Origin of the sequence: Paenibacillus zeisoli (genome assembly GCF_003994465.1) — a bacterium.
Classification (GTDB): domain Bacteria; phylum Bacillota; class Bacilli; order Paenibacillales; family Paenibacillaceae; genus Fontibacillus; species Fontibacillus zeisoli.
On record NZ_RZNX01000014.1, the window covers coordinates 1 to 21,178 of the forward strand.

Here is a 21,178-nt window from a genome sequence, read left to right on the forward strand (position 1 = left end):
TAAGCCTTACCGATATAATCGGTAAGGCTTTTTTTGTGCACTAAATTACTTTAATCACATGAGCAGCACTCTTAGGGGTATAGATTCAGCTAATTCTGACACAATAAGATGGCACTTTTAAATTTAGGAGGTTGATTACAGATGAGCAACAAGATTGAAGCTATTCGTGCGGATCATCAGAACTTTTTGGATAAAACGGAGGATGAGGTCAAGGCAGTTCCGGCGACAACGGATGTTAACGAAGCTGTAGAAGCCATTACAGCACATATGAATAAGTATGATGTGCCTGAGGAAAAAGAAGGAGACTAACTTATAACCAGCTAAGAACCGTCAGAAAGCTCTGGCGGTTTTTTGTTTGCCTACTTTATCAAGACGGAAACTAAAGTGAATCGATGGAATTTACCTTAAGTCATTAGTTTAGGACACACACAAAGAATTGGATCAGAGCAATACAATTAATACAGGGTTCTCGCCGGTTGGTTAGAGCCTGAGCATGCGGTTTTGTTTTTAACTGGCTGCTAAGCAAAAAGAGCGACTAGAGTAAAAAAGCTATTGAATCGAATGGACACGTTGCAGGATGGGTAAAGTATATTTAGGGCTGAATACAACGGACTTGGTAAGGACTTTCATTAAGAGCCCGGATCTGCCAAAGGAATTTAGACGAGATCTAAAAAGGACTCTTGGCAAATGAGGAAAATATGATATAATAAATTCAAGGTCAAAGAAAGTCAAAGTCAACTTGGTATTAAGCAATCATTTCTTTAACCCAATTTATTATTCAATAGGTTAAAAGTAGGCATCTAATTTAAAAGCAGTGTGACTTTTATCAGGAGATCATTTTGCCGTTTCGTAATGGCTAAACGCTTCTACAGTGGAGGGATGAGTGAATGCGGAATATCTCCGATATTATTGAGAAATATCTCAAGAGTATTATGCATGAAAGTCCTGAAGGAACCATTGAGATTCAGCGCAATGATTTAGCCGATAAATTCTCCTGTGTACCTTCCCAGATTAACTACGTAATCAGTACTCGATTTACTTTGGAGAAGGGTTACCTTGTAGAAAGTAAGCGGGGCGGCGGCGGGTACGTCAGAATAAGGAAGATTGAACTTCCTGGACCCACTTCGCTGCATACTCATCTGCATCAGACCATTGGAAATGAAATGGGTCAAGCTGCTGCAGAAGGGCTGATCTATCAATTGCTAGAGGCTAGAATCATTACCGAGCGTGAAGCTAATTTGATGAGGTCAGTGACTTCAAGAGAAGTATTGGCGCTCAAGTTGCCTTATCGGGATGAGCTTCGTGCCAGAATTATGAAGGCCATGTTGATTTCTTTATTAGTCAAATAATTAGGCCAGGAATAAAGGAGGGACATCTTGTGCTTTGTCAAGAATGCGGTAAGCGTCCGGCTTCGCTTCATTTTACTAAAATTGTAAATGGCGAGAAGACGGAATTTCATATTTGTGAAGCGTGCGCGAGAGAAAAAGGCGAGATGATACCTGGGACCTCAGGAGGCTTTTCGATTCACAGTCTGTTGTCGGGTCTTCTGGATATTGGCCCAACTGGAAAAGGGCAGCTGGTAGGCAAGAATACAGAGAATCTTCAATGTAAGGAATGCGGGATGACCTATTCCCAGTTCAGTAAAGTGGGACGGTTCGGCTGCAGCTCCTGTTATAAATATTTTAATGATCGACTTGACCCCCTTTTCAAAAGGGTACACGGGAACACGACCCATATGGGAAAGGTTCCTGTCCGAGTAGGAAGCCATATTCAAGCTAAACGCAAGATCGAAGGCCTTAGGCAGGAGCTTCAACAAAAAATTGCCGAAGAGGAATTTGAGAAGGCAGCCAAGCTTCGGGATGAGATTAGAGAACTTGAGAAAGACATTTCATCAGAGTAGGAGGAATGCGTTATGCCTAATCTCCGGTTTACAGAACAGCCGCTTAGTGAATGGATGAGACATAGAGGATATGAATCCGATATTGTCATCAGCAGCCGGGTAAGGATTGCGCGGAACCTTCAACATCTTGCTTTTCCCATGCTGGCGACGAACCAACAATCGGAAGAAGTGTTGACAAGGCTCAAGGCCGTGCTTGAAGACGACCGTTTGAGTCAATACGGAGTGCTGCATTTCCTGCCATTGGATGATATGGATGATCTGGATCGAAGAATTCTGGTTGAGAAACATTTAATCAGCCCTAATCTTGCTACTGAATCGCGCAATGGAGCGGTTCTCATTAGTGAAGATGAAAGCCTAAGCATTATGATCAACGAAGAAGATCATCTGCGCATTCAGTGCTTGTATCCAGGATTCCACGTTCAGGAAGCTTGGGAACGTGCAACGGCAGTGGATGATATTTTTGAAGCTCATGTGGATTATGCTTTTGACGACAAAAGAGGTTACCTGACCAGTTGTCCTACTAATGTAGGAACTGGACTTAGAGCTTCGGTCATGATGCACCTTCCCGCTTTAGTACTAACGCAGCAGATCAACCGGATTTTATCGGCGGTATCGCAGGTTGGGTTAACGGTTCGCGGGATATATGGCGAAGGTAGTGAGGCCATGGGTAACTTGTTTCAAATCTCAAATCAGATTACACTGGGACAAAGTGAGTCTGAAATCATTGAGAATCTGCATGGCGTTGTCTTACAGATTATCGAGCATGAGAAGACGGCAAGGCAGAAGCTGCTTATGGAGTCGCGGCTGCGGATGACGGACAGGGTAATGCGCTCCTACGGGATTTTGTCCAATGCTGCAATTATTGATTCCAAGGAAGCGGCTCAGCGATTGTCCGATGTCAGACTCGGAATTGATCTGGGGCTCATTGATCACCTTACGGCTTCGCAGCTGAATGAACTAACAGTACTGACACAGTCGGGATTTTTGCAAAAGATATTTAATGAACACATGGATCGCGCTGAGCGGGATATGTACCGGGCCAAGCTCATTCGTGAGAAATTGGGTAAATAAATGCAATAGTGTTTAATTGGAGAACCAGATTTTTACCAATCATGGAGGTGTAGGGGATATGATGTTTGGAAGATTTACGGAACGCGCACAGAAAGTGCTGGCTTTGGCTCAAGAGGAAGCAGTTCGTTTGGGGCATAATAACATTGGTACTGAACACATACTGCTGGGTCTTATTCGTGAAGGGGAAGGCATTGCCGCCAAAGCCCTGATTGGTCTAGGTCTTGGGCTCGAGAAAATTCAAGATGAGGTAGAAACCCTAATCGGCCGCGGTCAAGAACAGCCAACGAATATTGCTTATACGCCTCGTGCCAAGAAAGTTATTGAACTCTCGATGGACGAAGCCCGCAAGCTTGGCCATACCTATGTAGGAACTGAGCATATCCTGCTCGGTCTTATCCGTGAAGGAGAAGGCGTTGCAGCCCGCGTATTGAACAACCTTGGAATCAGCCTTAACAAAGCGCGTCAGCAAGTACTGCAGCTGCTTGGTAGCAGTGAAGCGGTATCCAGTCATCACGGAGCTCCGGCCAATGTGAATACCCCAACGCTGGATAGCTTGGCTCGTGACCTGACGGCTATAGCCAAAGAAGGCAGCTTGGACCCGGTTATTGGGCGCAGTAAGGAAATTGAGCGTGTAATTCAAGTGCTGAGCCGCCGGACTAAGAATAACCCGGTTCTTATCGGAGAACCTGGGGTAGGTAAAACGGCAATTGCCGAAGGCCTTGCTCAAAAGATTATTAACAACGAGATCCCAGAGACACTTCGTGACAAGAGAGTTATGACTCTCGATATGGGCTCAGTAGTTGCAGGTACCAAATATCGCGGTGAGTTTGAAGACCGTTTGAAGAAAATCATGGACGAAATTCGCCAGGCAGGCAATATTATTCTGTTCATTGACGAGCTGCATACCCTTATCGGTGCAGGGGGTGCTGAAGGCGCCATTGACGCCTCCAATATTTTGAAGCCGGCTTTGGCCCGTGGTGAACTACAGTGCATTGGTGCAACTACTTTGGATGAATATCGCAAATATATCGAGAAGGACGCTGCGCTCGAGCGCCGCTTCCAGCCGATTACAGTCGATCAGCCATCTCCAGAAGAAGCGATCCAAATCCTGCATGGTCTTCGTGACCGTTATGAAGCTCATCACCGGGTGAAAATTACAGATGAGGCTATCGAACAGGCAGTGAAGTTGTCTGACCGATATATCCCAGATCGGTTCCTGCCGGATAAGGCCATTGACCTTATTGACGAGGCAGGCTCCAAAGTAAGGCTCAATTCGTACACTGTGCCGCCTAATCTCAAACAGCTTGAGAACCGTCTGGATGATATCCGCAAGGAGAAGGATTCAGCTGTTCAAAGCCAGGAATTCGAGAAGGCTGCCGCCCTTCGTGATACCGAGCAGAAGATTCGTGAAGAGCTCGATGTAACGAAGAATCAATGGAAAGAAAAACAAGGACGTACCGATTCCGAGGTAACTCCCGAGGATATTGCACAGGTTGTAGCAAGCTGGACCGGGATTCCTGTAAGCAAGCTGAAGGAAGAGGAAACTGAGCGCCTCCTTAACATGGAGCAGATTCTCCATGAACGGGTTATTGGTCAGGAAGAGGCTGTAAAAGCAGTGAGCCGGGCAATACGCCGGGCACGTGCCGGACTTAAAGATCCTAAACGTCCAATGGGCTCATTTATCTTCCTGGGACCAACAGGGGTAGGCAAAACAGAGCTTGCCCGCGCACTCGCTGAAGCAATGTTCGGTGACGAGAATGCGGTAATTCGGATCGACATGTCCGAGTATATGGAGAAACACTCGACTTCACGTCTGGTCGGAGCTCCTCCGGGATATGTAGGCTATGAAGAAGGCGGTCAGCTGACAGAGAAAGTTCGCCGCAAGCCTTATTCCGTAGTCCTGCTAGACGAAATCGAGAAAGCTCACCCAGAGGTGTTCAACATCCTGCTTCAAGTGCTGGAAGATGGTCGTCTTACAGACTCCAAAGGTCGTGTTGTTGACTTCCGTAATACACTGATCATTCTCACCTCCAATGTGGGTGCTGATGTGATCAAGAAGAACACAACACTCGGCTTTACCGCAGTAAGCGATGCAGGGGCCAATTATAGTACGATGAAGGATAAAGTGATGGCAGAGCTTAAGAAGAGCTTCCGTCCTGAATTCCTGAACCGGATTGATGAGACTATTGTGTTCCACTCTCTGGAAGAGGTGCATATTGCGGAGATTGTTACGCTCATGTCCGAGGAGCTTCGCAGACGTCTTCGTGAATACGATGTGGACTTCCTTCTTACGGACAAAGCGAAAGCTTTCCTTGCTAAGGAAGGATTCGATCCAGCTTATGGAGCGCGTCCGCTGCGCCGTGCCATTCAAAAGCATATTGAAGACCGGTTATCCGAAGAGCTCTTAACGGGTACGGTGAAGAAAGGCGATTCCCTTGTTATTGACGAGGAAAATGGCGCACTTACCGTTAACAGAACAGGTACTTTATCACCTAATTAAAGTGAACAATTTGCATAATATTTATAGATAAGGGGCTGAATGTCGCTCGAACCTGTGTTCGAGTGACGCAGCCTTTTGCTGTTTGTTCTAACATTTTCATTAAAACTTTACGATAAAACAATATAAATGTTAAACTTTGATTGTCGAATGGAAAAAGTAGTATCGTTTGAAAATTTTCAGGTTGGTTAAGGAGAGGTACATGGCCAAAATTAAGACCAAGTTCTATTGTACGGAATGTGGTTATGAATCCCCTAAATGGTACGGTAAATGTCCGGGCTGCAGCAGCTGGAATACCATGGTGGAGGAAACCGAGAAAGTGGTTAAGACCCAGGGGTTGACGTCGGGGCTTTTTCAGACTAAAGAAAAGGCCCAGCCCATAATTAATATAGAAAGCGGCAAGGAGCCTCGCGTTCAGACGGGGATTGGAGAATTGAACAGGGTGCTGGGTGGTGGAGTGGTTCCCGGCTCCCTGGTTCTAGTCGGTGGAGATCCGGGTATCGGAAAATCCACACTCTTGCTTCAGACCTCATACGAGATGGCCAAAGCGGGACTACGGGTTCTATACATCTCTGGGGAGGAATCTGTAAAGCAGACCAAGCTTCGTGCAGAGCGTTTGGGTGCCTTATCCGCAGAGCTCTTCGTACTGTGTGAGAGCAACATGGACAGTATTGAAGAGGCGATTGAAAGTGTATCACCCGACTTTCTGGTCATCGATTCGATTCAAACTGTATATCTGCCTGAAGTGACAAGCGCACCAGGGAGTGTCTCCCAGGTTCGGGAGTGTACGGCAAGATTTATGCGTATTGCGAAGGGGCAGGGGATTGCTACCGTTCTTGTGGGTCATGTTACCAAGGAGGGGGCTATTGCGGGTCCCAGGTTGCTTGAGCATATGGTGGACTGTGTGCTTTATTTTGAAGGTGAGCGCCATCATTCCTATCGTCTGCTTCGCGCGGTTAAGAACCGCTTTGGTTCGACCAATGAGATCGGCATATTTGAAATGAATGAAGTCGGGCTGACGGAAGTGGTTAACCCATCGGAATTGTTTCTTTCCGAGCGGCCTCTTGGCGTAGCGGGCTCTACCGTTGTAGCCAGCATGGAGGGAACCCGCCCAATGCTGGTTGAACTGCAGGCTCTGATCTCCACGACCCATTTCCCGTCGCCAAGACGTATGGGAACCGGCGTAGATCATCACCGGATGAATCTCATAATTGCCGTTCTTGAGAAAAGAATGGGCATGTTCCTCCAGACTCAGGACGCTTACGTTAACGTAGCTGGCGGTGTGCGTCTGGATGAGCCCGCAGTTGATTTGGCGATTGCGGTAAGTATTGCATCCAGTTTCCGCGATATTCCCACCAAGCCTGATGATGTGATCTTTGGGGAGGTCGGATTGACTGGGGAGGTTCGGGCAGTCTCCCGGGCAGAACAGCGGGTAAGAGAAGCGCAGAAGTTAGGGTTCAAAAGAGTTATTCTTCCGGAGAAGAGCTTAAAGGGCTGGAAGAGCCCGAAGGGAATACAATTGATCGGAGTAAATACGGTTGCAGAGGCATTAGCTGTTGCGTTAAATTAGGGGGCACTTGAAGATGAAAGAACCGAACCAACTGGAGAAAATGAACGATTTGCTTAGGCTTGTGGCACCCGGGACCGCATTCAGGGACGGTCTTGAGAATGTGCTGCGGGCCAAGACGGGCGGGTTGATTGTGGTTGGCTATAGTCCGGAAGTGATGGAGGTGGTTGAAGGAGGTTTCTCCATTAACTGTGACTTCTCTCCGAACTATTTGTATGAGCTTGCCAAAATGGACGGCGCCATCATACTAAGCGAGGATTTGAAGCGGATCTTGTATGCGAATACCCAGCTTATTCCCGACTCTTCCATCTCGTCTGCAGAGACAGGGATTCGTCACCGTACCGCAGAGCGGGTTGCCAAACAAACCGGGAAGCTGGTTGTATCCATTTCCCAGCGTCGGAATATCATCACGCTATATCAAGGCAGCCTGCGCTATGCTCTTAAGGAAATCGGCGTGATTCTAACCAAAGCGAATCAAGCGATTCAAACCCTAGAGAAATATAGATCTGTGTTGAATCAATCTCTTACAAATTTGACGGCCTCGGAATTCGAGGAGCTCGTTACTTTGCCTGAGGTTATCAATGTGATTCAGCGGGTTGAAATGGTCATCCGCATTAAGTTGGAGATCAAACGATTCATTAATGAGCTGGGTACGGAAGGCCGTCTGATCAGTATGCAGATGGAAGAGCTGGTCAGCAATATGGAAGAGGAAGCTTGGCTGCTGTATAAGGATTATGCCCGTGAAGATCAAGAGGAATATATCCGTGAGCTTATCATGGGGCTTAAGCGTTCTTCTGATGAAGAACTGCTGGACGTTGTTCATATTTCCCGTCTGCTTGGCTATCCTGCATCTGCCGCATCCTCCGAAGAGCTTATTTCTCCGCGGGGTTACCGGGTGCTCAATAAGATCCCTCGCCTGCCCAATGTCATTATCCATAATCTCATTGAGCGTTTCGAGCATCTGCCGGGAGTTATGATCGCCTCCATAGAAGAACTGGATGAAGTGGATGGGATTGGTGAGGTTCGAGCACGTACTATTAAAGATGGATTGAAACGCCTTCAGGAACAAGTATTCATTGACAGACAAATCTAATTCCCATACAATCAAAGGATGATCCTGAGGCATAATATATATGAGGTGAAGAGATGATTACTAAATCGATTCCGAACATGTTTACCTTAGGTAACTTGTTTCTCGGAATGGTCGCGATTATGCTGGCATTTAACGGGAAGTACAGTTTAGCAGCGATTATGATTATTGTTGCGATGCTGCTCGATGGTCTGGATGGACGTGTTGCCCGTGCCCTTAATTGTCAAAGCGAATTTGGAAAAGAACTCGATTCTCTCTCAGATGTGATTTCCTTCGGAATCGCACCTGCGCTATTGATGTATACGATTTCCTTTCAAAGCATGCCTGATGCGCTGGCATGGATTGTAACTGCGATTTTCCCGATGTGCGGTGCACTTCGTTTGGCAAGGTTCAATGTGAAGCCGGGAATTCCGGGTTACTTCATAGGCCTTCCGATTCCCGCTGCGGGGAGCGTGCTTGCCACACTGTCCTTATTTCATAAAGAGATTACAGCCCCTTATTTCATCATAGCGATGCTTTTGCTTTCTTATTTGATGGTCAGTTCCGTTAGATATCCGAATTTCAAGAAGATCGGCCTGCCGAGAAAAGCCCTTTGGTTCGCCCCTTGGGTCGTAGTGGTAGCTGTTGTAGTAGCTGTTAGATTTCCGGATCAATTGACCAAATTGATATTTGTTCCACTAGTCATTTATGCCTTATACGGTATTAAGCAGAATGTCGAAAGATTGTTCGGTAGACGAGGTCGGAATTCGCATACGCACTCTTCCGAGGAGCCTTACCGCTCTAAGCATTGATTCAATTCTGCAGGTACCCGTAATAAATAAAAAAAGCACGGAATCCCATTTTGGGATTCGGTGCTTTTTGCTGTGTATAAAGGCTTACGATAAGTTGAACAGCCCAAGCGTTGAGCATTTCTTCGATTCTCTCTCTACGACTTCATCCATATTAATATCGAGCAGATTGCATAGAGCGGACATATAGAACAGGTTGCGTCCCAGCTCGGCGCTAATGGCTTCCTTACAGTTCTCGCAAAGTTCACCTTGAACATGCTTGCCGACCACTTCTTTGGCCTGCTCCAGGTTAAAGCTGGGTTCAAAGGTTTGCTTGGTTGCATGCAGTTCGATACATCCGCACTCGGTTACAGCCTTGGTTACCGAACGAATGACAGAAGAATTACTTTGACCATTCTTAGATAGGACATCCAGCAGACTGCGGTGACGGAGTAGCAGTTCGGAAACTTGTTCTTGAAAAGACTGTAAGCTAAGTGTGCTCATTATTGTCCATCCACCTTATTTTATGAATTGAGTTCATTATAGTCCACGCTTTGATGCCATTTCAAGCTGAAATCGCAGGGCCAGTAGGGTCCGGGAGACTCAACACTGTGCCAGGCCTGGGAAAAAAAAGTTCCATTCACTGGATTACCTCTGCAAAAAATGGATCATACTGGATAAAGAGCGAGATAAAAATTTAAGGAGGTGAAGGAACATATGTTAAAGAGAACTTTTCTAATTCTAGCGGGTCTGATTGGGGCTTGGTCCGGCTACACTTCGCAAAATTTGGTTGATCTTCTGCCTGCTTCAATGCAAGACTGGCTGGATGGAATAGGCCCTTTCGGTGGACATCTGCTTTTTGCGGTGCTCGGAGCCAGTCTCTTTATGTTCCTATTTTCATTATTTGCGGAGACGTTGTCCAGACGGATTCGTGCAGGGATTCAGGCTTTAACCCAAATTCCTATGGGGGATTTGGCTGCGGGTACGGCAGGTCTTACTGCGGGACTTCTACTTTCGTTAATGGTCTACCCCGGATTATCGTGGCTTGGAAGCCTTAGAGAGGCTGTTCAGCTTGTTTTCACTTGGCTCTGCGGTTATATAGGTTTACGTGTCGGTATGGAGAAGAAGGACGAGCTCTCCTCACTTTGGAAATCGGGGAAATGGGGCTCTGCCCGGGAAGAAGAGGCATGGACACAAGAACACAAGATTTTGGACACCAGTGTCATTATAGATGGACGGATCGCGGATATCTGCAAAACAGGATTTATCGAGGGGACCATCGTCATTCCGGAGTTCGTACTTGAGGAGCTCCAGCATATCGCGGATTCATCAGACCTGCTCAAGCGGAACCGTGGTCGCCGGGGTCTCGATATTCTGAACAAAATCCAGAAGGAACTCGATGTGAAGGTGCTGATCTATGAAGGGGACTTCGAGGATATTTCCGAAGTGGACAGCAAGCTGGTCAAGCTCGCCAAGGTTCTGCAGGGCAAAGTCGTAACCAACGACTTCAATCTGAACAAGGTCTGTGAGCTCCAGGGCGTATCCGTGCTGAATATCAATGATTTGGCTAATGCGGTTAAGCCGGTCGTCCTTCCTGGGGAGGAGATCATGGTTCAGGTGATCAAGGATGGCAAAGAGCATGGACAAGGCGTAGCCTACCTTGATGATGGCACGATGATTGTAGTTGAAGGAGGCAGGGACTACATTGGTACGGTGACCGAGGTGCTCGTGACCAGTGTGCTGCAGACCTCGGCGGGCCGGATGATTTTTGCCAAACCGAAACTGTTGGAAAAAGCCCAGTAAACACGGTATGATTAGGAAGGCTGATCAAGACAGCCGCTTATTATACTTGCGGGGCAGGGATGACAGTGGAAAGTAACAATCAGGAAGCAGCGGTCATCGTGGTGGCTGCCGGCAGGGGAACCCGCATGGGGACCAAGGAGAGCAAGCAGTACCTGATGCTTGAGGACAAGCCCATCTTCGTTCATACGCTTGAAGCGTTTGACAGGCTTCCTTTTATCAAGGAAATTGTGCTTGTAACCGGAGAGCAGGATGTACCCAGATGCCAGGATTGGGTCAAGGCGTACCCATTGGAACATACAGTAAAAGTGATACCGGGCGGGGCTGAGCGCCAGCACTCGGTTTATAAAGGACTGCTTGAAACGGACTGCGAATGGGTCCTCGTCCATGACGGGGTAAGACCCTTCGTCTCGGAAGCTCAGATCACGGCATGCTATGAGGCCGCTGTACGAGAGGGAGCATCCATCCTGGCTGTGCCCGTGAAGGACACGGTCAAGCAGGTGAATGATCAGGCTTATGTGACTTCTACCCCTGATCGCCGCAGCTTGTGGGCTATTCAAACCCCACAGGCTTTTCGGCATTCCGATCTACGGAGGGCGCATGAAAAGGCGATGGAGGAAGGCTTCCTGGGGACCGATGATTCCATGCTGGTTGAGCGGATAGGGGTTCCTGTCAAGGTGGTTGAAGGCAGTTACAGCAACATCAAGATCACTACGCCTGAAGACTTGGATTATGCCGATTTCATCAGACAGAAGAAAAGAAATGGGGAGAGGTTGACATGATTAGAGTAGGACAAGGATTTGACGTACATCAGCTGGTAGAAGGAAGACCCTGCATTATCGGCGGAGTGACAATTCCTTATGACAAAGGCCTTCTGGGTCATTCCGACGCGGATGTACTGCTGCATGCGATCAGCGATGCCATTCTGGGGGCTATCGGGGAGGGGGATATCGGAAGGCATTTCCCTGATACCGATCCAGAATTCAAGGATGCAGATAGTCTGAAGCTTCTGAAGGAAGTCTGGGAGAAAGCTCTGGACAAAGGTTATGTACTCGGAAATCTTGATGCTACGATTATTGCACAGCGTCCAAAGATGGCTCCTTATATTCCACAAATGGTAGAGGTGATTGCTTCCGCCCTGGGTGCGCAGGATGATCAGGTCAATGTGAAAGCAACGACAACGGAGCAGTTGGGCTTCACGGGACGTGGCGAGGGCATTGCTGCTCAGTGTGTTGTCTGCCTCGTTAAAGGTATGCTATGATCGTGGGATACGGATGGAAAAAGAACTTATTATAATTAGTACGCGGAGGGGATTTCAATGACAGAAGTTCGTGTGCGGTATGCGCCGAGTCCAACGGGTCATTTACATATTGGTAATGCAAGAACAGCTCTTTTCAACTACTTGTTCGCCCGCAATCTGGGTGGCAAATTCATTATTCGGATTGAAGATACCGATGTAAAACGCAATATTGAAGGCGGGGAAGAAAGCCAGCTGAAGTACCTGAAATGGCTGGGGATCAACTGGGATGAGAGTGTTGATGTAGGCGGGGATTACGGCCCTTACCGCCAGACGGAGAGACTTGATATTTATCGTCAGTACTGGCAGGAGCTGCTGGACAAGGGTCTGGCTTACCGCTGCTACTGTACGGAAGAAGAGCTAGAGCAGGAGCGGGAAGAGCAGATTGCCAAAGGAGAGACGCCCCGGTACTCCGGCAGACACCGCGATTTGACGGAGGAGCAGCAGAAGGCCTTTGAGGCCGAAGGCCGCGCAGCAAGCATCAGGTTCCGTGTTCCCGAGAACAAGACCTATGCCTTTGATGATCTGGTAAAAGGACCGATCTCCTTCGAGTCTAACATATCCGGAGATTTCGTCATTGTGAAGAAAGACGGCATCCCAACTTACAACTTTGCCGTTGTGCTGGACGATTACCTGATGAAGATCTCCCACGTGCTCCGCGGGGAAGACCATATTTCCAACACGCCGCGTCAATTGATGATCTATGAAGCATTTGGCTGGGAGCCGCCAAAGTTCGGCCACATGACCTTGATCGTGGGTGAGAATCATAAGAAGCTGAGCAAGCGTGATGAATCGGTGATTCAGTTCATCGAGCAGTACGACCAGCTTGGCTACCTGCCAGAGGCGATGTTTAACTTTATTGCATTACTAGGCTGGTCTCCAGAAGGAGAAGAAGAGATTTTCTCCCAGGAGCAGCTCATCTCGATCTTTGATGCAAACCGGCTTTCGAAGAGTCCGGCGGTCTTTGACACGAACAAGCTGGCTCATATCAACAACACTTACATCAAGAACTCGGATCCGGAACGGATTGCGGCTCTTGCCATTCCACAGCTTCAGAAGGCGTCCCGGCTTCCGGCAGAGCTTACAGACGAACAGCTCAGCTGGGCCAAGTCGCTCGTTGCGCTCTATCAGGAGCAAATGACATCGGCATCGGATATTGTTGAACTGTCTGAACTGTTCTTCCGTACACATCTGGAGCTTGATGCCGAGGCTGCAGTTATATTATCAGAACCTCAGGTGCCTGAAGTGCTCCAGGCTTTCCTTAGCAAGGTAGAACAAGCACCGGAATTCTCGGCTGCAAGCGTGGCTGTGTTGATTAAGGAAGTTCAGAAGGAGACAGGCTACAAAGGCAAACAGCTGTTTATGCCTATCCGCGTTGCGCTCACTGGACAGATGCATGGGCGTGACCTGAACCAGACGATTTACCTTCTGGGTAAGGATCGGGTATTGGATCGTCTTAAATCCCAGATTCGCGGGGCTTAGTCGAAGCAAATCCATCTTGTAAGTTCGTTTTCTTTTGGTTAATATAGAAGAAAGCTATTGAACAGTTACATCTTTAATTACAACCTAAAAGCACAGATCGGGAGAAGTACGCTAATTGATGTATTTTTCAGAGAAGATAACCGGTGGCCCAGCGGCTGCCAGGCTGAGAGTTATCTAAATGCATTCGGCGGAAATGCACCCGGGAGCTGTGGAATTGAGCGCGCTAAGGTGCGCGGGTAGATTCTGCCGCATCGTCCGCGTTAAGGACGTTTGAGAGAAATGCCGAGCTCTGTTATGCAGAGACTGTGGTATTTAAGCAGAGTGGGACCGCGTGTAAGGCGTCTCTGCAGCGAAAGCTGCAGGGGCGCTTTTTTAGTATAGACAGGGACTTACCGGGGGAGGAGGGCATAATTTATGTTTAAGAAGATGAGATCAGATATTGGAGCAGTGCTTGATAATGATCCCGCGGCACGGGGCTGGTTTGAAGTCGTCTTCACCTATTCCGGTCTGCATGCCATATGGAGTCACCGGATTGCCCATGCTTTTTACCGGAGAAAATGGTTCTCCATTGCTCGTATTATTTCCCAGGCCAGCCGCTTCTTTACCGGGATCGAAATTCATCCGGGGGCTACGATTGGGAATCGGCTATTCATTGACCACGGTATGGGTGTTGTCATTGGAGAGACCTGTGAAATTGGGGATGATGTGGTTATCTATCAAGGCGTCACTCTTGGCGGAAGCGGCAAAGAAAAAGGCAAGAGACACCCCACGATTGGCAATAATGTGGTTATAGGTTCGGGAGCTAAAATTCTGGGTTCCTTTACAGTGGGAGCTCAGAGCAATATAGGAGCCAACTCTGTTGTTCTAAAAGAGGTACCTCCGGGCAGTACAGTTGTAGGGATCCCTGGTAAAGTGGTTAAGCAGGGGGGCGTGCGTATGGACCGGCTCAGCCACCAGCTGCCCGATCCGGTGGTAGATACGATGCGGGTGCTACAGCGTGAGATAGAGGAGCTTCAAGAGGAGCTCCGAAATTTGAAGAAAGAACGAGCAGAGTTACATGCGGAAGTCCTGTCTCACGGAGACAAGGGGTAAGCTGCAGGATATAAGAAAGCCGCCGGGTGTTGCTGGCCGGTATTTTGAGAAATGAAAGGATGTTAGTATGGCACTTCACATTTATAATACGCTAACCCGCAAGAAGGAAAGGTTTGTCAGTCAGGAACCGGGCAAAGCTAAGGTATATGTATGCGGACCTACCGTTTACGGTTATATCCATATCGGGAACGCGCGTCCGGCTATTTTCTTTGATGTGGTTCGCAGCTATCTCGAGGCTCTGGAATATGACGTGAATTACGTCGTGAACTTCACCGATGTCGACGATAAGCTGATCCGCAAAGCGGACGAGATGGGCACCACAGTCCCTGCGGTCGCCGAGACATTTATTGAAGCTTACTATAAGGACCTGGATGGACTCGGGATTCCACGGGCTACCTCTAATCCGCGGGTTACGGAGAATATGACTCTGATTATTGAGTTTATCAAGGAGCTTGAGCGCAGAGGATATGCCTATGAGCAGGGGGGTGACGTCTTTTATCGTACTGGCAAATTCGAGGAATACGGCAAGCTGTCCCACCAGAATATCGATGAGCTTCAATTCGGAATTCGAATCAATGTGGATGAGCGTAAAGAAAATCCGCAGGATTTCGTTCTCTGGAAAGCCGCCAAGCCGGGCGAAATTTATTGGTCTAGTCCATGGGGCGATGGCAGACCTGGCTGGCATATCGAATGCTCTGCGATGGCTCGCGAGCTGCTCGGGGATACTCTTGATATTCACGGGGGCGGTCAGGATCTGCAGTTCCCTCACCATGAGTGCGAGGTAGCCCAGTCTGAAGCCGTTACAGGCAAGCCGCTCGCGAATTACTGGATGCATAACGGGTTCATTAATATCAGCGGGGAAAAGATGTCGAAGTCCCTCGGCAATGGCATCCTAGTCAAGGACCTTCGGAATATGTACAAACGAGAAGCCATCCGTTACTTCATGCTGTCCAGCCATTATCGCAATCCGCTGAACTTCTCGGAAGAGACTATGGAACAAGCGGAGAAAAGCATAGAGCGTATCGCCAATGCGGTAGTTAACTTGAATCATCGTCTTAAGGCAGTCGGAGATACAGGCGGCGAAGCAGCCCCTGAGCTGGTAGCTAAGCTCGCTGAGATCCGTAAGCTGTTCCATGATAAAATGCAGGATGATTTCAATACCCCTGATGCCATCACAGCTATATTTGAATGGGTGAACGAAGTGAACAGCCTGCTCAAGCAAGCGGTTGTAAGCAGCGCGGATCTGATTGCCGCAAAACAAGTGTTCGATGAGATGAATAAAGTTCTGCGGATATATACGGATGAGAGCGCAGAGCTGCCTTCCGAAGACGTTGAGCGGCTGATTACGGAGCGAACCGAAGCACGTAAAAATAAAAACTGGGCACGTGCCGATGAAATCCGGGATCTGCTTGATGCTCAGGGCATTGTGCTTGAGGATACGCCGCAGGGTATGCGGTGGCGCCGCAAATGACAGGTGCTGGTGATATGAACAGCGGCGGTCTCCCGGAGACGCCGCTGTGGTTCCCTTACCTGTCATCCAAGCCGGCCCGGCTGCTCCCTCCCTTGGCACTTGCTTATATCGGCGACGCCATCTTCGAGGTGGCGGTCCGCCAATATGTCATTTCGCGACCTAATCTGCGCCCGCATCATCTGCACGTGCAGTCGACCAAGTTCGTCTCCGCCAAAGCCCAAGCCACGCTGCTCTCTTTGATCGAATCCGAGTTGACGGAAGCCGAGCTTGACGTCGTACGCCAGGGCCGCAACGCCAAATCCGGCAGCGTCCCCAAGAACGCGAATGTCATAGATTATCGGCACGCGACCGCCTTCGAGGCGCTGATCGGCTACTTGTACTACGGCGGCGAACAAGACCGGATGATTTATCTGATCACTTATGGACTTGATCTGATGGTGTCCGGTCCCAAGTCTTAGCCGGGACAGGACAAGCTTCCAGCAGCAGCGCAAGCCGAACCCCGTAGGGAGAACGGTTGCGAGCAAGCAAGGCTAGTAAGAGGCAAATAGCAGCACCAAGCTCCGCTCGAGCGTAAGTGAATCCCGCAGGGAGAGCGATTCCCAGCAGGGAGTTAGAGGAAAGAGCACAGTAAGTAAATCGCCGATCCGCACTAACGCAAGCCGAATCCAGCAGGGAGAGCGCCTCCCAGCACGCAAGATAGGAATAAAGCTCGGTAAGTAATCCTTCTGGTCTGCACTAGTGTGAGCGAATCCTGCAAGGAGAGCGATTCCGAGCACGTAAGGCCAAGAAGACGCGCAACAGCAGCACCAAGCTCCGCTCAGACGTGAGCGAATCCCGCAGGGAGAGCGCCACCGAGCACGCAAGACCTCTACAGCACTATCAGCAGCAGTCATGCCCAATTGCAGGAGCGCCGAGAGTAAAGCGGGCCCCAAGGGGGCGGCAAGCGCTCCTCCCACCCAGCCAGCTAAACCCCGCCTCTGTAACACCTTTCGTTATTCGAATTCCGGGTGTCCAGAGGGCGTAGCCCTTGGGGCCCTCCCTTAGGCAAGGGAGGGTTTGGGAGGGTTGTGAAAAAAAACTATGGGAGCCCGAGGCCCCCCTCGGATCCTACTCTGGAGGATATACAGGTGGACAATACTAACGAAGACTGGATTGGCGGTAAGCATTCCCTGCTTGAGGCGCTGCGCGCCGGCCGCACAATTAACAAAATTCTAATCGCAGAAGGTGCTCAGAAGCACTTGACGCAGCCTATAATTGCCGAAGCCAAGAAGAATGGAATCGTGGTTCAGCATGTAGATAAGCGCAAGCTGGATCAAATGGTGCCGGATCTCCAGCACCAAGGTGTAGCTGCCCAAGTGGCGCCCTACGCGTATGTGGAAGTGGAAGACCTTCTCGCGAAAGCAGCGGAAAAGGAAGAGGCTCCCTTTTTACTCCTGCTAGATGAGATTGAAGATCCTCATAACCTAGGGTCCATTCTGCGTACGGCGGAATGTACGGGCGTTCATGGTGTAATTATCCCAAAACGGCGTTCCGCTTCAATAACTTCAACAGTATCCAAGACTTCAGCGGGAGCAGTAGAGTATGTACCGGTGGCGCGAGTAACCAATTTGGCTCATACTATTGAGCAGTTGAAGGAAGCTGGAGTATGGGTCGTAGGAACGGATGTAACCGCAAAGGAAGAAATATATAATAATGGCGTTTTTACCGGACCTGTAGCTATTGTGATCGGGAACGAGAGTAAGGGGATGGGCCGGCTGATCCGTGAGAAATGTGACGTCCTGCTTAAACTGCCGATGGTAGGCCGACTAAATTCGCTTAACGCATCTGTTGCAGCAGGAGTGATCATGTACGAGACTCTCCGCAGACGCCAGAGTCAGGGATAGGCTCATGATGGGGGAGATTCGGGATGTTCTCCTTGTAGATGGATACAATATGATCGGAGATTGGCCGGAGCTAACCAAGCTGTCCAAGATTGGACTGCAGGAAGCCAGGGACCGACTGCTGGAGCGGTTGGCGGACTATCAGGCGTATAGCGGCATGCATGTGATCGCTGTCTTCGATGCCTACCGGGTACCCGGGCTCGGAAAATCTTTTGCTCAGAATAAGGTGCAGGTCTACTTTACAAGTGAAAAGGAAACCGCCGATGAGTGTATAGAACGGCTGGTACGTGAGCTCAGTCACCGGCGCCGCCAGATTTACGTTGCGACTAGTGACCTAGTAGAACAGCATGTGATCTTTGGACAAGGTGCGCTGCGTATTCCGGCCAGGGAGCTGTTGACCCTGGTGGAGCAGAGCGAACAAGAAATACAGTCGAAAATTGCCGAGGATCGTCTGAATTCAAGCAGGAATACATTGGGGGGCAAGCTTAGTCCTGAGATCAAAAAGATGTTCGAACGCTGGCGTAGAGAGTAAAATGACGCACATCGATATGCTTCCAATAGCCCTTGACAAAGTTCGACTTTACAAAATTTAGGACTTATGTGGTTGACGCTGTTACATCCCATCATATATACTGATCGTATACTTGATTGAAGTGACGGGGCACTGTGCGTTGCAGCCGGAGGGATTGTGGTGAGTGTCGACCTCAAAGTAATGATGAAATTTGACTATGAAATTCAAAGTGATGAAGACATTGTCGAGGCAGTCCGGGAAGGCGATAGCGAAGCACTGGAGTACTTGATCAATAAGTATCGCAGTTTCGTCAGAGCCAAGGCGAGATCCTATTTTCTAATAGGAGCTGACCGGGAGGATATTATTCAGGAAGGCATGATCGGTCTTTATAAGTCGATTAGAGACTTTAAGGGTGACAAGCTTGCTTCCTTTAAGGCTTTTGCGGAATTATGTATTACTAGGCAGATCATAACTGCGATCAAGACAGCGACAAGACAGAAGCATATCCCCTTGAATTCGTACGTGTCATTGGACAAGCCTATTTATGATGAGGATTCCGATCGTACCCTCTTGGATGTGATATGCGGTACACAGGTATCTGATCCTGAAGAACTTATTATCAATCAAGAAGAGTTTGTTGGACTGGAAGATAAGATGTCAGAGATTCTCAGCGACCTCGAACGTAAGGTACTGATGCTTTATCTGGATGGAAGATCTTATCAGGAAATTGCAGTTGATCTTAGACGGCATGTGAAGTCAATAGATAACGCGCTTCAACGGGTTAAGCGAAAGCTTGAACGGTATTTGGAAGTTCGTGACGGACTATAGTATTACTTAGAGAAGGGACTCATGATGGAGTCTTTTTTTCTTTTTATTAGTACATTGAGAACGAGTCCCTCCTCTCTTGAATTCGTTTAAATAGATTCATAATATAGGATGTTTAGAGAGCGGAAGACGAGTCCATACTTAGACTTGAGTTGAAAAGCGGCTTCAGAGAGAAATTGAAGATAATAACAGGCTAAATCCGCACAGGGCAAGGCCATTCTTTCATTGACACGGCTATACCCTTATGATAAAGTGTTTTAGGTAGGCCAAATTTCGCGCTTGCTTTTTTTGAATTAAGGAGATTTAGGGATTTACTTAATATTTCCTGAATTCCAGATTGGGCAGAGCGACCTTAGGTCTCTCTGAACGGCCCGGCCCTGCGTCGGGATCAATATAGAGACTTCTGTAAGAAAGAATGTCTTCGGGAGGTGCACATCATGCGGGTAATTATCACGTTGGCTTGTACGAACTGCAAACAAAGAAACTACACGACAACGAAAAACAAGCGTAACCACCCCGACCGCATGGAGATGAAGAAATTTTGCAAGTTCTGTAACGAGCAATTTCCTCATCGCGAAACCAGATAGTCTTTGGAGGTGTAGGTGCGGATGAAACGTAGTTTCAAGTCGATGTTTTCTTTTTTCTCTGAAAGCTGGGCTGAGCTTAAAAAAGTTCGCTGGCCTAATCGTAAAGAGCTGACGAATTATACGCTGATTGTCCTCGGTACAATCGTAGTTGTCGCAATTTATTTTTGGGTTCTTGACATCGGCATTTCCGCTGTGATCAACGCGATTATTTAAGAAGGGTCCCAGGTGGCTTGATATGGAAAAAAGATGGTATGTAGTTCATACCTATTCCGGGTATGAGAATAAAGTCAAAGCCAATTTGGAAAAACGCGTTGAGTCTATGGGCATGGAAGACAAGATTTTCCGGGTTCTTGTTCCTATGGAAGAAGAAATCGTAAACAAAGACGGGAAGAAAAAGACCGTTATGCGTAAAGTTTACCCTGGTTATGTCTTGGTGGAAATGATCCAGACTGACGATTCTTGGTATGTTGTCCGCAATACACCTGGAGTTACAGGTTTCGTCGGCTCGACAGGTTCCGGTTCTAAACCGACTGCTTTGCTTCCAGAAGAAGTAGAACAGATCCTGAACCACATGGGAATGGATGAACCGAAGCCGGTCATTGAGTTTGAACTCAAGGAATCTGTACGTATTAAGGTTGGTCCGTTTGCCAATTTTGTTGGGTCTGTAGAAGAAATTCTAACCGACAAAAGCAAGGTAAAGGTTCACGTCAACATGTTTGGACGGGAAACCCCGCTTGAGCTTGATTTTACTCAAGTGGAGAAGCTATAGTTTTCTTAAGGTTTTCTGTGGGAGGGATTGACGAGTTTAATCCCGGGTACCACTATTAGTGCAAGGAGGTGTTTTACATGGCTAAAAAGATCATTAAAGTTGTAAAACTGCAAATTCCTGCGGGGAAAGCGAATCCAGCACCTCCGGTAGGTCCAGCGCTGGGTCAAGCAGGTGTCAACATCATGGCATTCTGTAAGGAATTCAACGCTCGTACTGCCGATCAAGCAGGTTTGATCATTCCGGTTGAAATTTCGGTATTTGAAGATCGTTCTTTCACTTTCATTACCAAGACTCCACCGGCTGCAGTATTGCTTCGCGTAGCTGCTAAGATCGAGAAGGGTTCTGGTGAACCTAACAAGAAGAAAGTAGCAACTGTGAACCGTGCGACTGTACGTCAAATCGCGGAACAAAAAATGCCTGACCTTAACGCAGCTTCCGTTGAAGCAGCAATGCTTATGGTTGAAGGTACTGCCCGTAGTATGGGTATCACAATCCAAGACTAGTCTTTGGATGCTGCCGGATACGTCCGGCTAACAAGTGGGAGGAATATCCGCTAATACCACAAAGGAGGA

The 21,178-nt window shown here is 48.3% G+C and carries 23 protein-coding genes; 22 read left to right on the forward strand and 1 reads right to left on the reverse strand.

Annotated features, from left to right (window positions below):
• The first annotated feature begins 141 nt into the window (after positions 1 to 141).
• The 8 genes from EJP77_RS20750 to pssA all read left to right on the forward strand — a co-directional run bounded on the left by EJP77_RS20750 (position 142) and on the right by pssA (position 8,916).
• Positions 142 to 309 carry a hypothetical protein gene (locus EJP77_RS20750; protein ID WP_185897403.1) on the forward strand — a complete coding sequence of 56 codons (168 nt, stop codon included), beginning with the start codon at positions 142 to 144 and terminating at the stop codon, positions 307 to 309.
• A 578-nt stretch (positions 310 to 887) separates the two neighbouring features.
• Complete coding sequence (locus EJP77_RS19270) at positions 888 to 1,349, forward strand: CtsR family transcriptional regulator (RefSeq protein WP_127200898.1); 462 nt, start codon at positions 888 to 890, stop codon at positions 1,347 to 1,349.
• Between the two features lie 29 nt (positions 1,350 to 1,378).
• Positions 1,379 to 1,900 carry a protein-arginine kinase activator protein McsA gene (gene mcsA, locus EJP77_RS19275; RefSeq protein WP_127200899.1) on the forward strand — a complete coding sequence of 174 codons (522 nt, stop codon included), beginning with the start codon at positions 1,379 to 1,381 and terminating at the stop codon, positions 1,898 to 1,900.
• Positions 1,901 to 1,912: 12 nt separating this feature from the next.
• Complete coding sequence (gene mcsB, locus EJP77_RS19280) at positions 1,913 to 2,971, forward strand: protein-arginine kinase McsB (protein ID WP_127200900.1); 1,059 nt, start codon at positions 1,913 to 1,915, stop codon at positions 2,969 to 2,971.
• A 58-nt stretch (positions 2,972 to 3,029) separates the two neighbouring features.
• A complete protein-coding gene (clpC, locus tag EJP77_RS19285) occupies positions 3,030 to 5,471 on the forward strand; it encodes an ATP-dependent protease ATP-binding subunit ClpC (protein ID WP_127200901.1) in 2,442 nt (813 codons plus the stop codon).
• Between the two features lie 199 nt (positions 5,472 to 5,670).
• Entirely contained in the window at positions 5,671 to 7,038 is a 1,368-nt protein-coding gene (gene radA, locus EJP77_RS19290) for a DNA repair protein RadA (protein WP_127200902.1), read from the forward strand.
• A gap of 13 nt (positions 7,039 to 7,051) precedes the next feature.
• Positions 7,052 to 8,128, forward strand: coding sequence for a DNA integrity scanning diadenylate cyclase DisA (gene disA, locus EJP77_RS19295; protein ID WP_127200903.1), 1,077 nt, complete (start codon positions 7,052 to 7,054; stop codon positions 8,126 to 8,128).
• A 53-nt stretch (positions 8,129 to 8,181) separates the two neighbouring features.
• On the forward strand, positions 8,182 to 8,916 hold the full coding sequence (pssA, locus tag EJP77_RS19300; protein WP_127200904.1) for a CDP-diacylglycerol--serine O-phosphatidyltransferase: 735 nt from the start codon (positions 8,182 to 8,184) through the stop codon (positions 8,914 to 8,916).
• 84 nt (positions 8,917 to 9,000) lie between these two features.
• Here pssA and EJP77_RS19305 read toward each other — a convergent pair whose 3' ends face one another.
• The gene (locus tag EJP77_RS19305) at positions 9,001 to 9,396 is read right to left on the reverse strand and encodes a nucleoside triphosphate pyrophosphohydrolase family protein (RefSeq protein ID WP_127200905.1); all 396 of its coding nucleotides are present in this window, start codon (positions 9,394 to 9,396) and stop codon (positions 9,001 to 9,003) included.
• A 213-nt stretch (positions 9,397 to 9,609) separates the two neighbouring features.
• Here EJP77_RS19305 and EJP77_RS19310 point away from each other — a divergent pair, with 213 nt between their 5' ends.
• The 14 genes from EJP77_RS19310 to rplK all read left to right on the forward strand — a co-directional run bounded on the left by EJP77_RS19310 (position 9,610) and on the right by rplK (position 21,109).
• A complete protein-coding gene (locus EJP77_RS19310; protein WP_127200906.1) occupies positions 9,610 to 10,695 on the forward strand; it encodes a PIN/TRAM domain-containing protein in 1,086 nt (361 codons plus the stop codon).
• Positions 10,696 to 10,754: 59 nt separating this feature from the next.
• Entirely contained in the window at positions 10,755 to 11,474 is a 720-nt protein-coding gene (ispD, locus tag EJP77_RS19315; protein ID WP_127200907.1) for a 2-C-methyl-D-erythritol 4-phosphate cytidylyltransferase, read from the forward strand.
• Positions 11,471 to 11,953, forward strand: a complete 483-nt coding sequence (gene ispF, locus EJP77_RS19320) for a 2-C-methyl-D-erythritol 2,4-cyclodiphosphate synthase (protein WP_127200908.1) — start codon at positions 11,471 to 11,473, stop codon at positions 11,951 to 11,953. The genes ispD and ispF overlap by 4 nt, the downstream gene beginning before the upstream one ends.
• 57 nt (positions 11,954 to 12,010) lie before the next feature.
• Positions 12,011 to 13,471 (forward strand): glutamate--tRNA ligase, encoded by a 1,461-nt coding sequence (gene gltX / locus EJP77_RS19325; RefSeq protein ID WP_127200909.1) that lies wholly within the window; start codon positions 12,011 to 12,013, stop codon positions 13,469 to 13,471.
• A gap of 414 nt (positions 13,472 to 13,885) precedes the next feature.
• On the forward strand, positions 13,886 to 14,563 hold the full coding sequence (gene cysE / locus EJP77_RS19330) for a serine O-acetyltransferase (RefSeq protein ID WP_127200910.1): 678 nt from the start codon (positions 13,886 to 13,888) through the stop codon (positions 14,561 to 14,563).
• A gap of 67 nt (positions 14,564 to 14,630) precedes the next feature.
• Positions 14,631 to 16,034, forward strand: a complete 1,404-nt coding sequence (gene cysS, locus EJP77_RS19335) for a cysteine--tRNA ligase (RefSeq protein ID WP_127200911.1) — start codon at positions 14,631 to 14,633, stop codon at positions 16,032 to 16,034.
• A 14-nt stretch (positions 16,035 to 16,048) separates the two neighbouring features.
• On the forward strand, positions 16,049 to 16,492 hold the full coding sequence (locus EJP77_RS19340) for a Mini-ribonuclease 3 (protein WP_127200912.1): 444 nt from the start codon (positions 16,049 to 16,051) through the stop codon (positions 16,490 to 16,492).
• A 669-nt stretch (positions 16,493 to 17,161) separates the two neighbouring features.
• Positions 17,162 to 17,917, forward strand: a complete 756-nt coding sequence (rlmB, locus tag EJP77_RS19345; protein WP_127200913.1) for a 23S rRNA (guanosine(2251)-2'-O)-methyltransferase RlmB — start codon at positions 17,162 to 17,164, stop codon at positions 17,915 to 17,917.
• A gap of 7 nt (positions 17,918 to 17,924) precedes the next feature.
• Positions 17,925 to 18,446 (forward strand): NYN domain-containing protein, encoded by a 522-nt coding sequence (locus tag EJP77_RS19350; RefSeq protein ID WP_127200965.1) that lies wholly within the window; start codon positions 17,925 to 17,927, stop codon positions 18,444 to 18,446.
• A gap of 159 nt (positions 18,447 to 18,605) precedes the next feature.
• Positions 18,606 to 19,253 (forward strand): RNA polymerase sporulation sigma factor SigH, encoded by a 648-nt coding sequence (sigH, locus tag EJP77_RS19355; RefSeq protein WP_127200914.1) that lies wholly within the window; start codon positions 18,606 to 18,608, stop codon positions 19,251 to 19,253.
• A gap of 434 nt (positions 19,254 to 19,687) precedes the next feature.
• Positions 19,688 to 19,837, forward strand: a complete 150-nt coding sequence (gene rpmG / locus EJP77_RS19360) for a 50S ribosomal protein L33 (RefSeq protein WP_127200915.1) — start codon at positions 19,688 to 19,690, stop codon at positions 19,835 to 19,837.
• A gap of 21 nt (positions 19,838 to 19,858) precedes the next feature.
• Positions 19,859 to 20,050, forward strand: coding sequence for a preprotein translocase subunit SecE (gene secE / locus EJP77_RS19365; protein ID WP_068620446.1), 192 nt, complete (start codon positions 19,859 to 19,861; stop codon positions 20,048 to 20,050).
• Positions 20,051 to 20,072: 22 nt separating this feature from the next.
• Complete coding sequence (gene nusG, locus EJP77_RS19370) at positions 20,073 to 20,606, forward strand: transcription termination/antitermination protein NusG (RefSeq protein WP_127200916.1); 534 nt, start codon at positions 20,073 to 20,075, stop codon at positions 20,604 to 20,606.
• A 77-nt stretch (positions 20,607 to 20,683) separates the two neighbouring features.
• The gene (rplK, locus tag EJP77_RS19375; protein ID WP_127200917.1) at positions 20,684 to 21,109 is read left to right on the forward strand and encodes a 50S ribosomal protein L11; all 426 of its coding nucleotides are present in this window, start codon (positions 20,684 to 20,686) and stop codon (positions 21,107 to 21,109) included.
• Positions 21,110 to 21,178 lie beyond the last annotated feature (69 nt).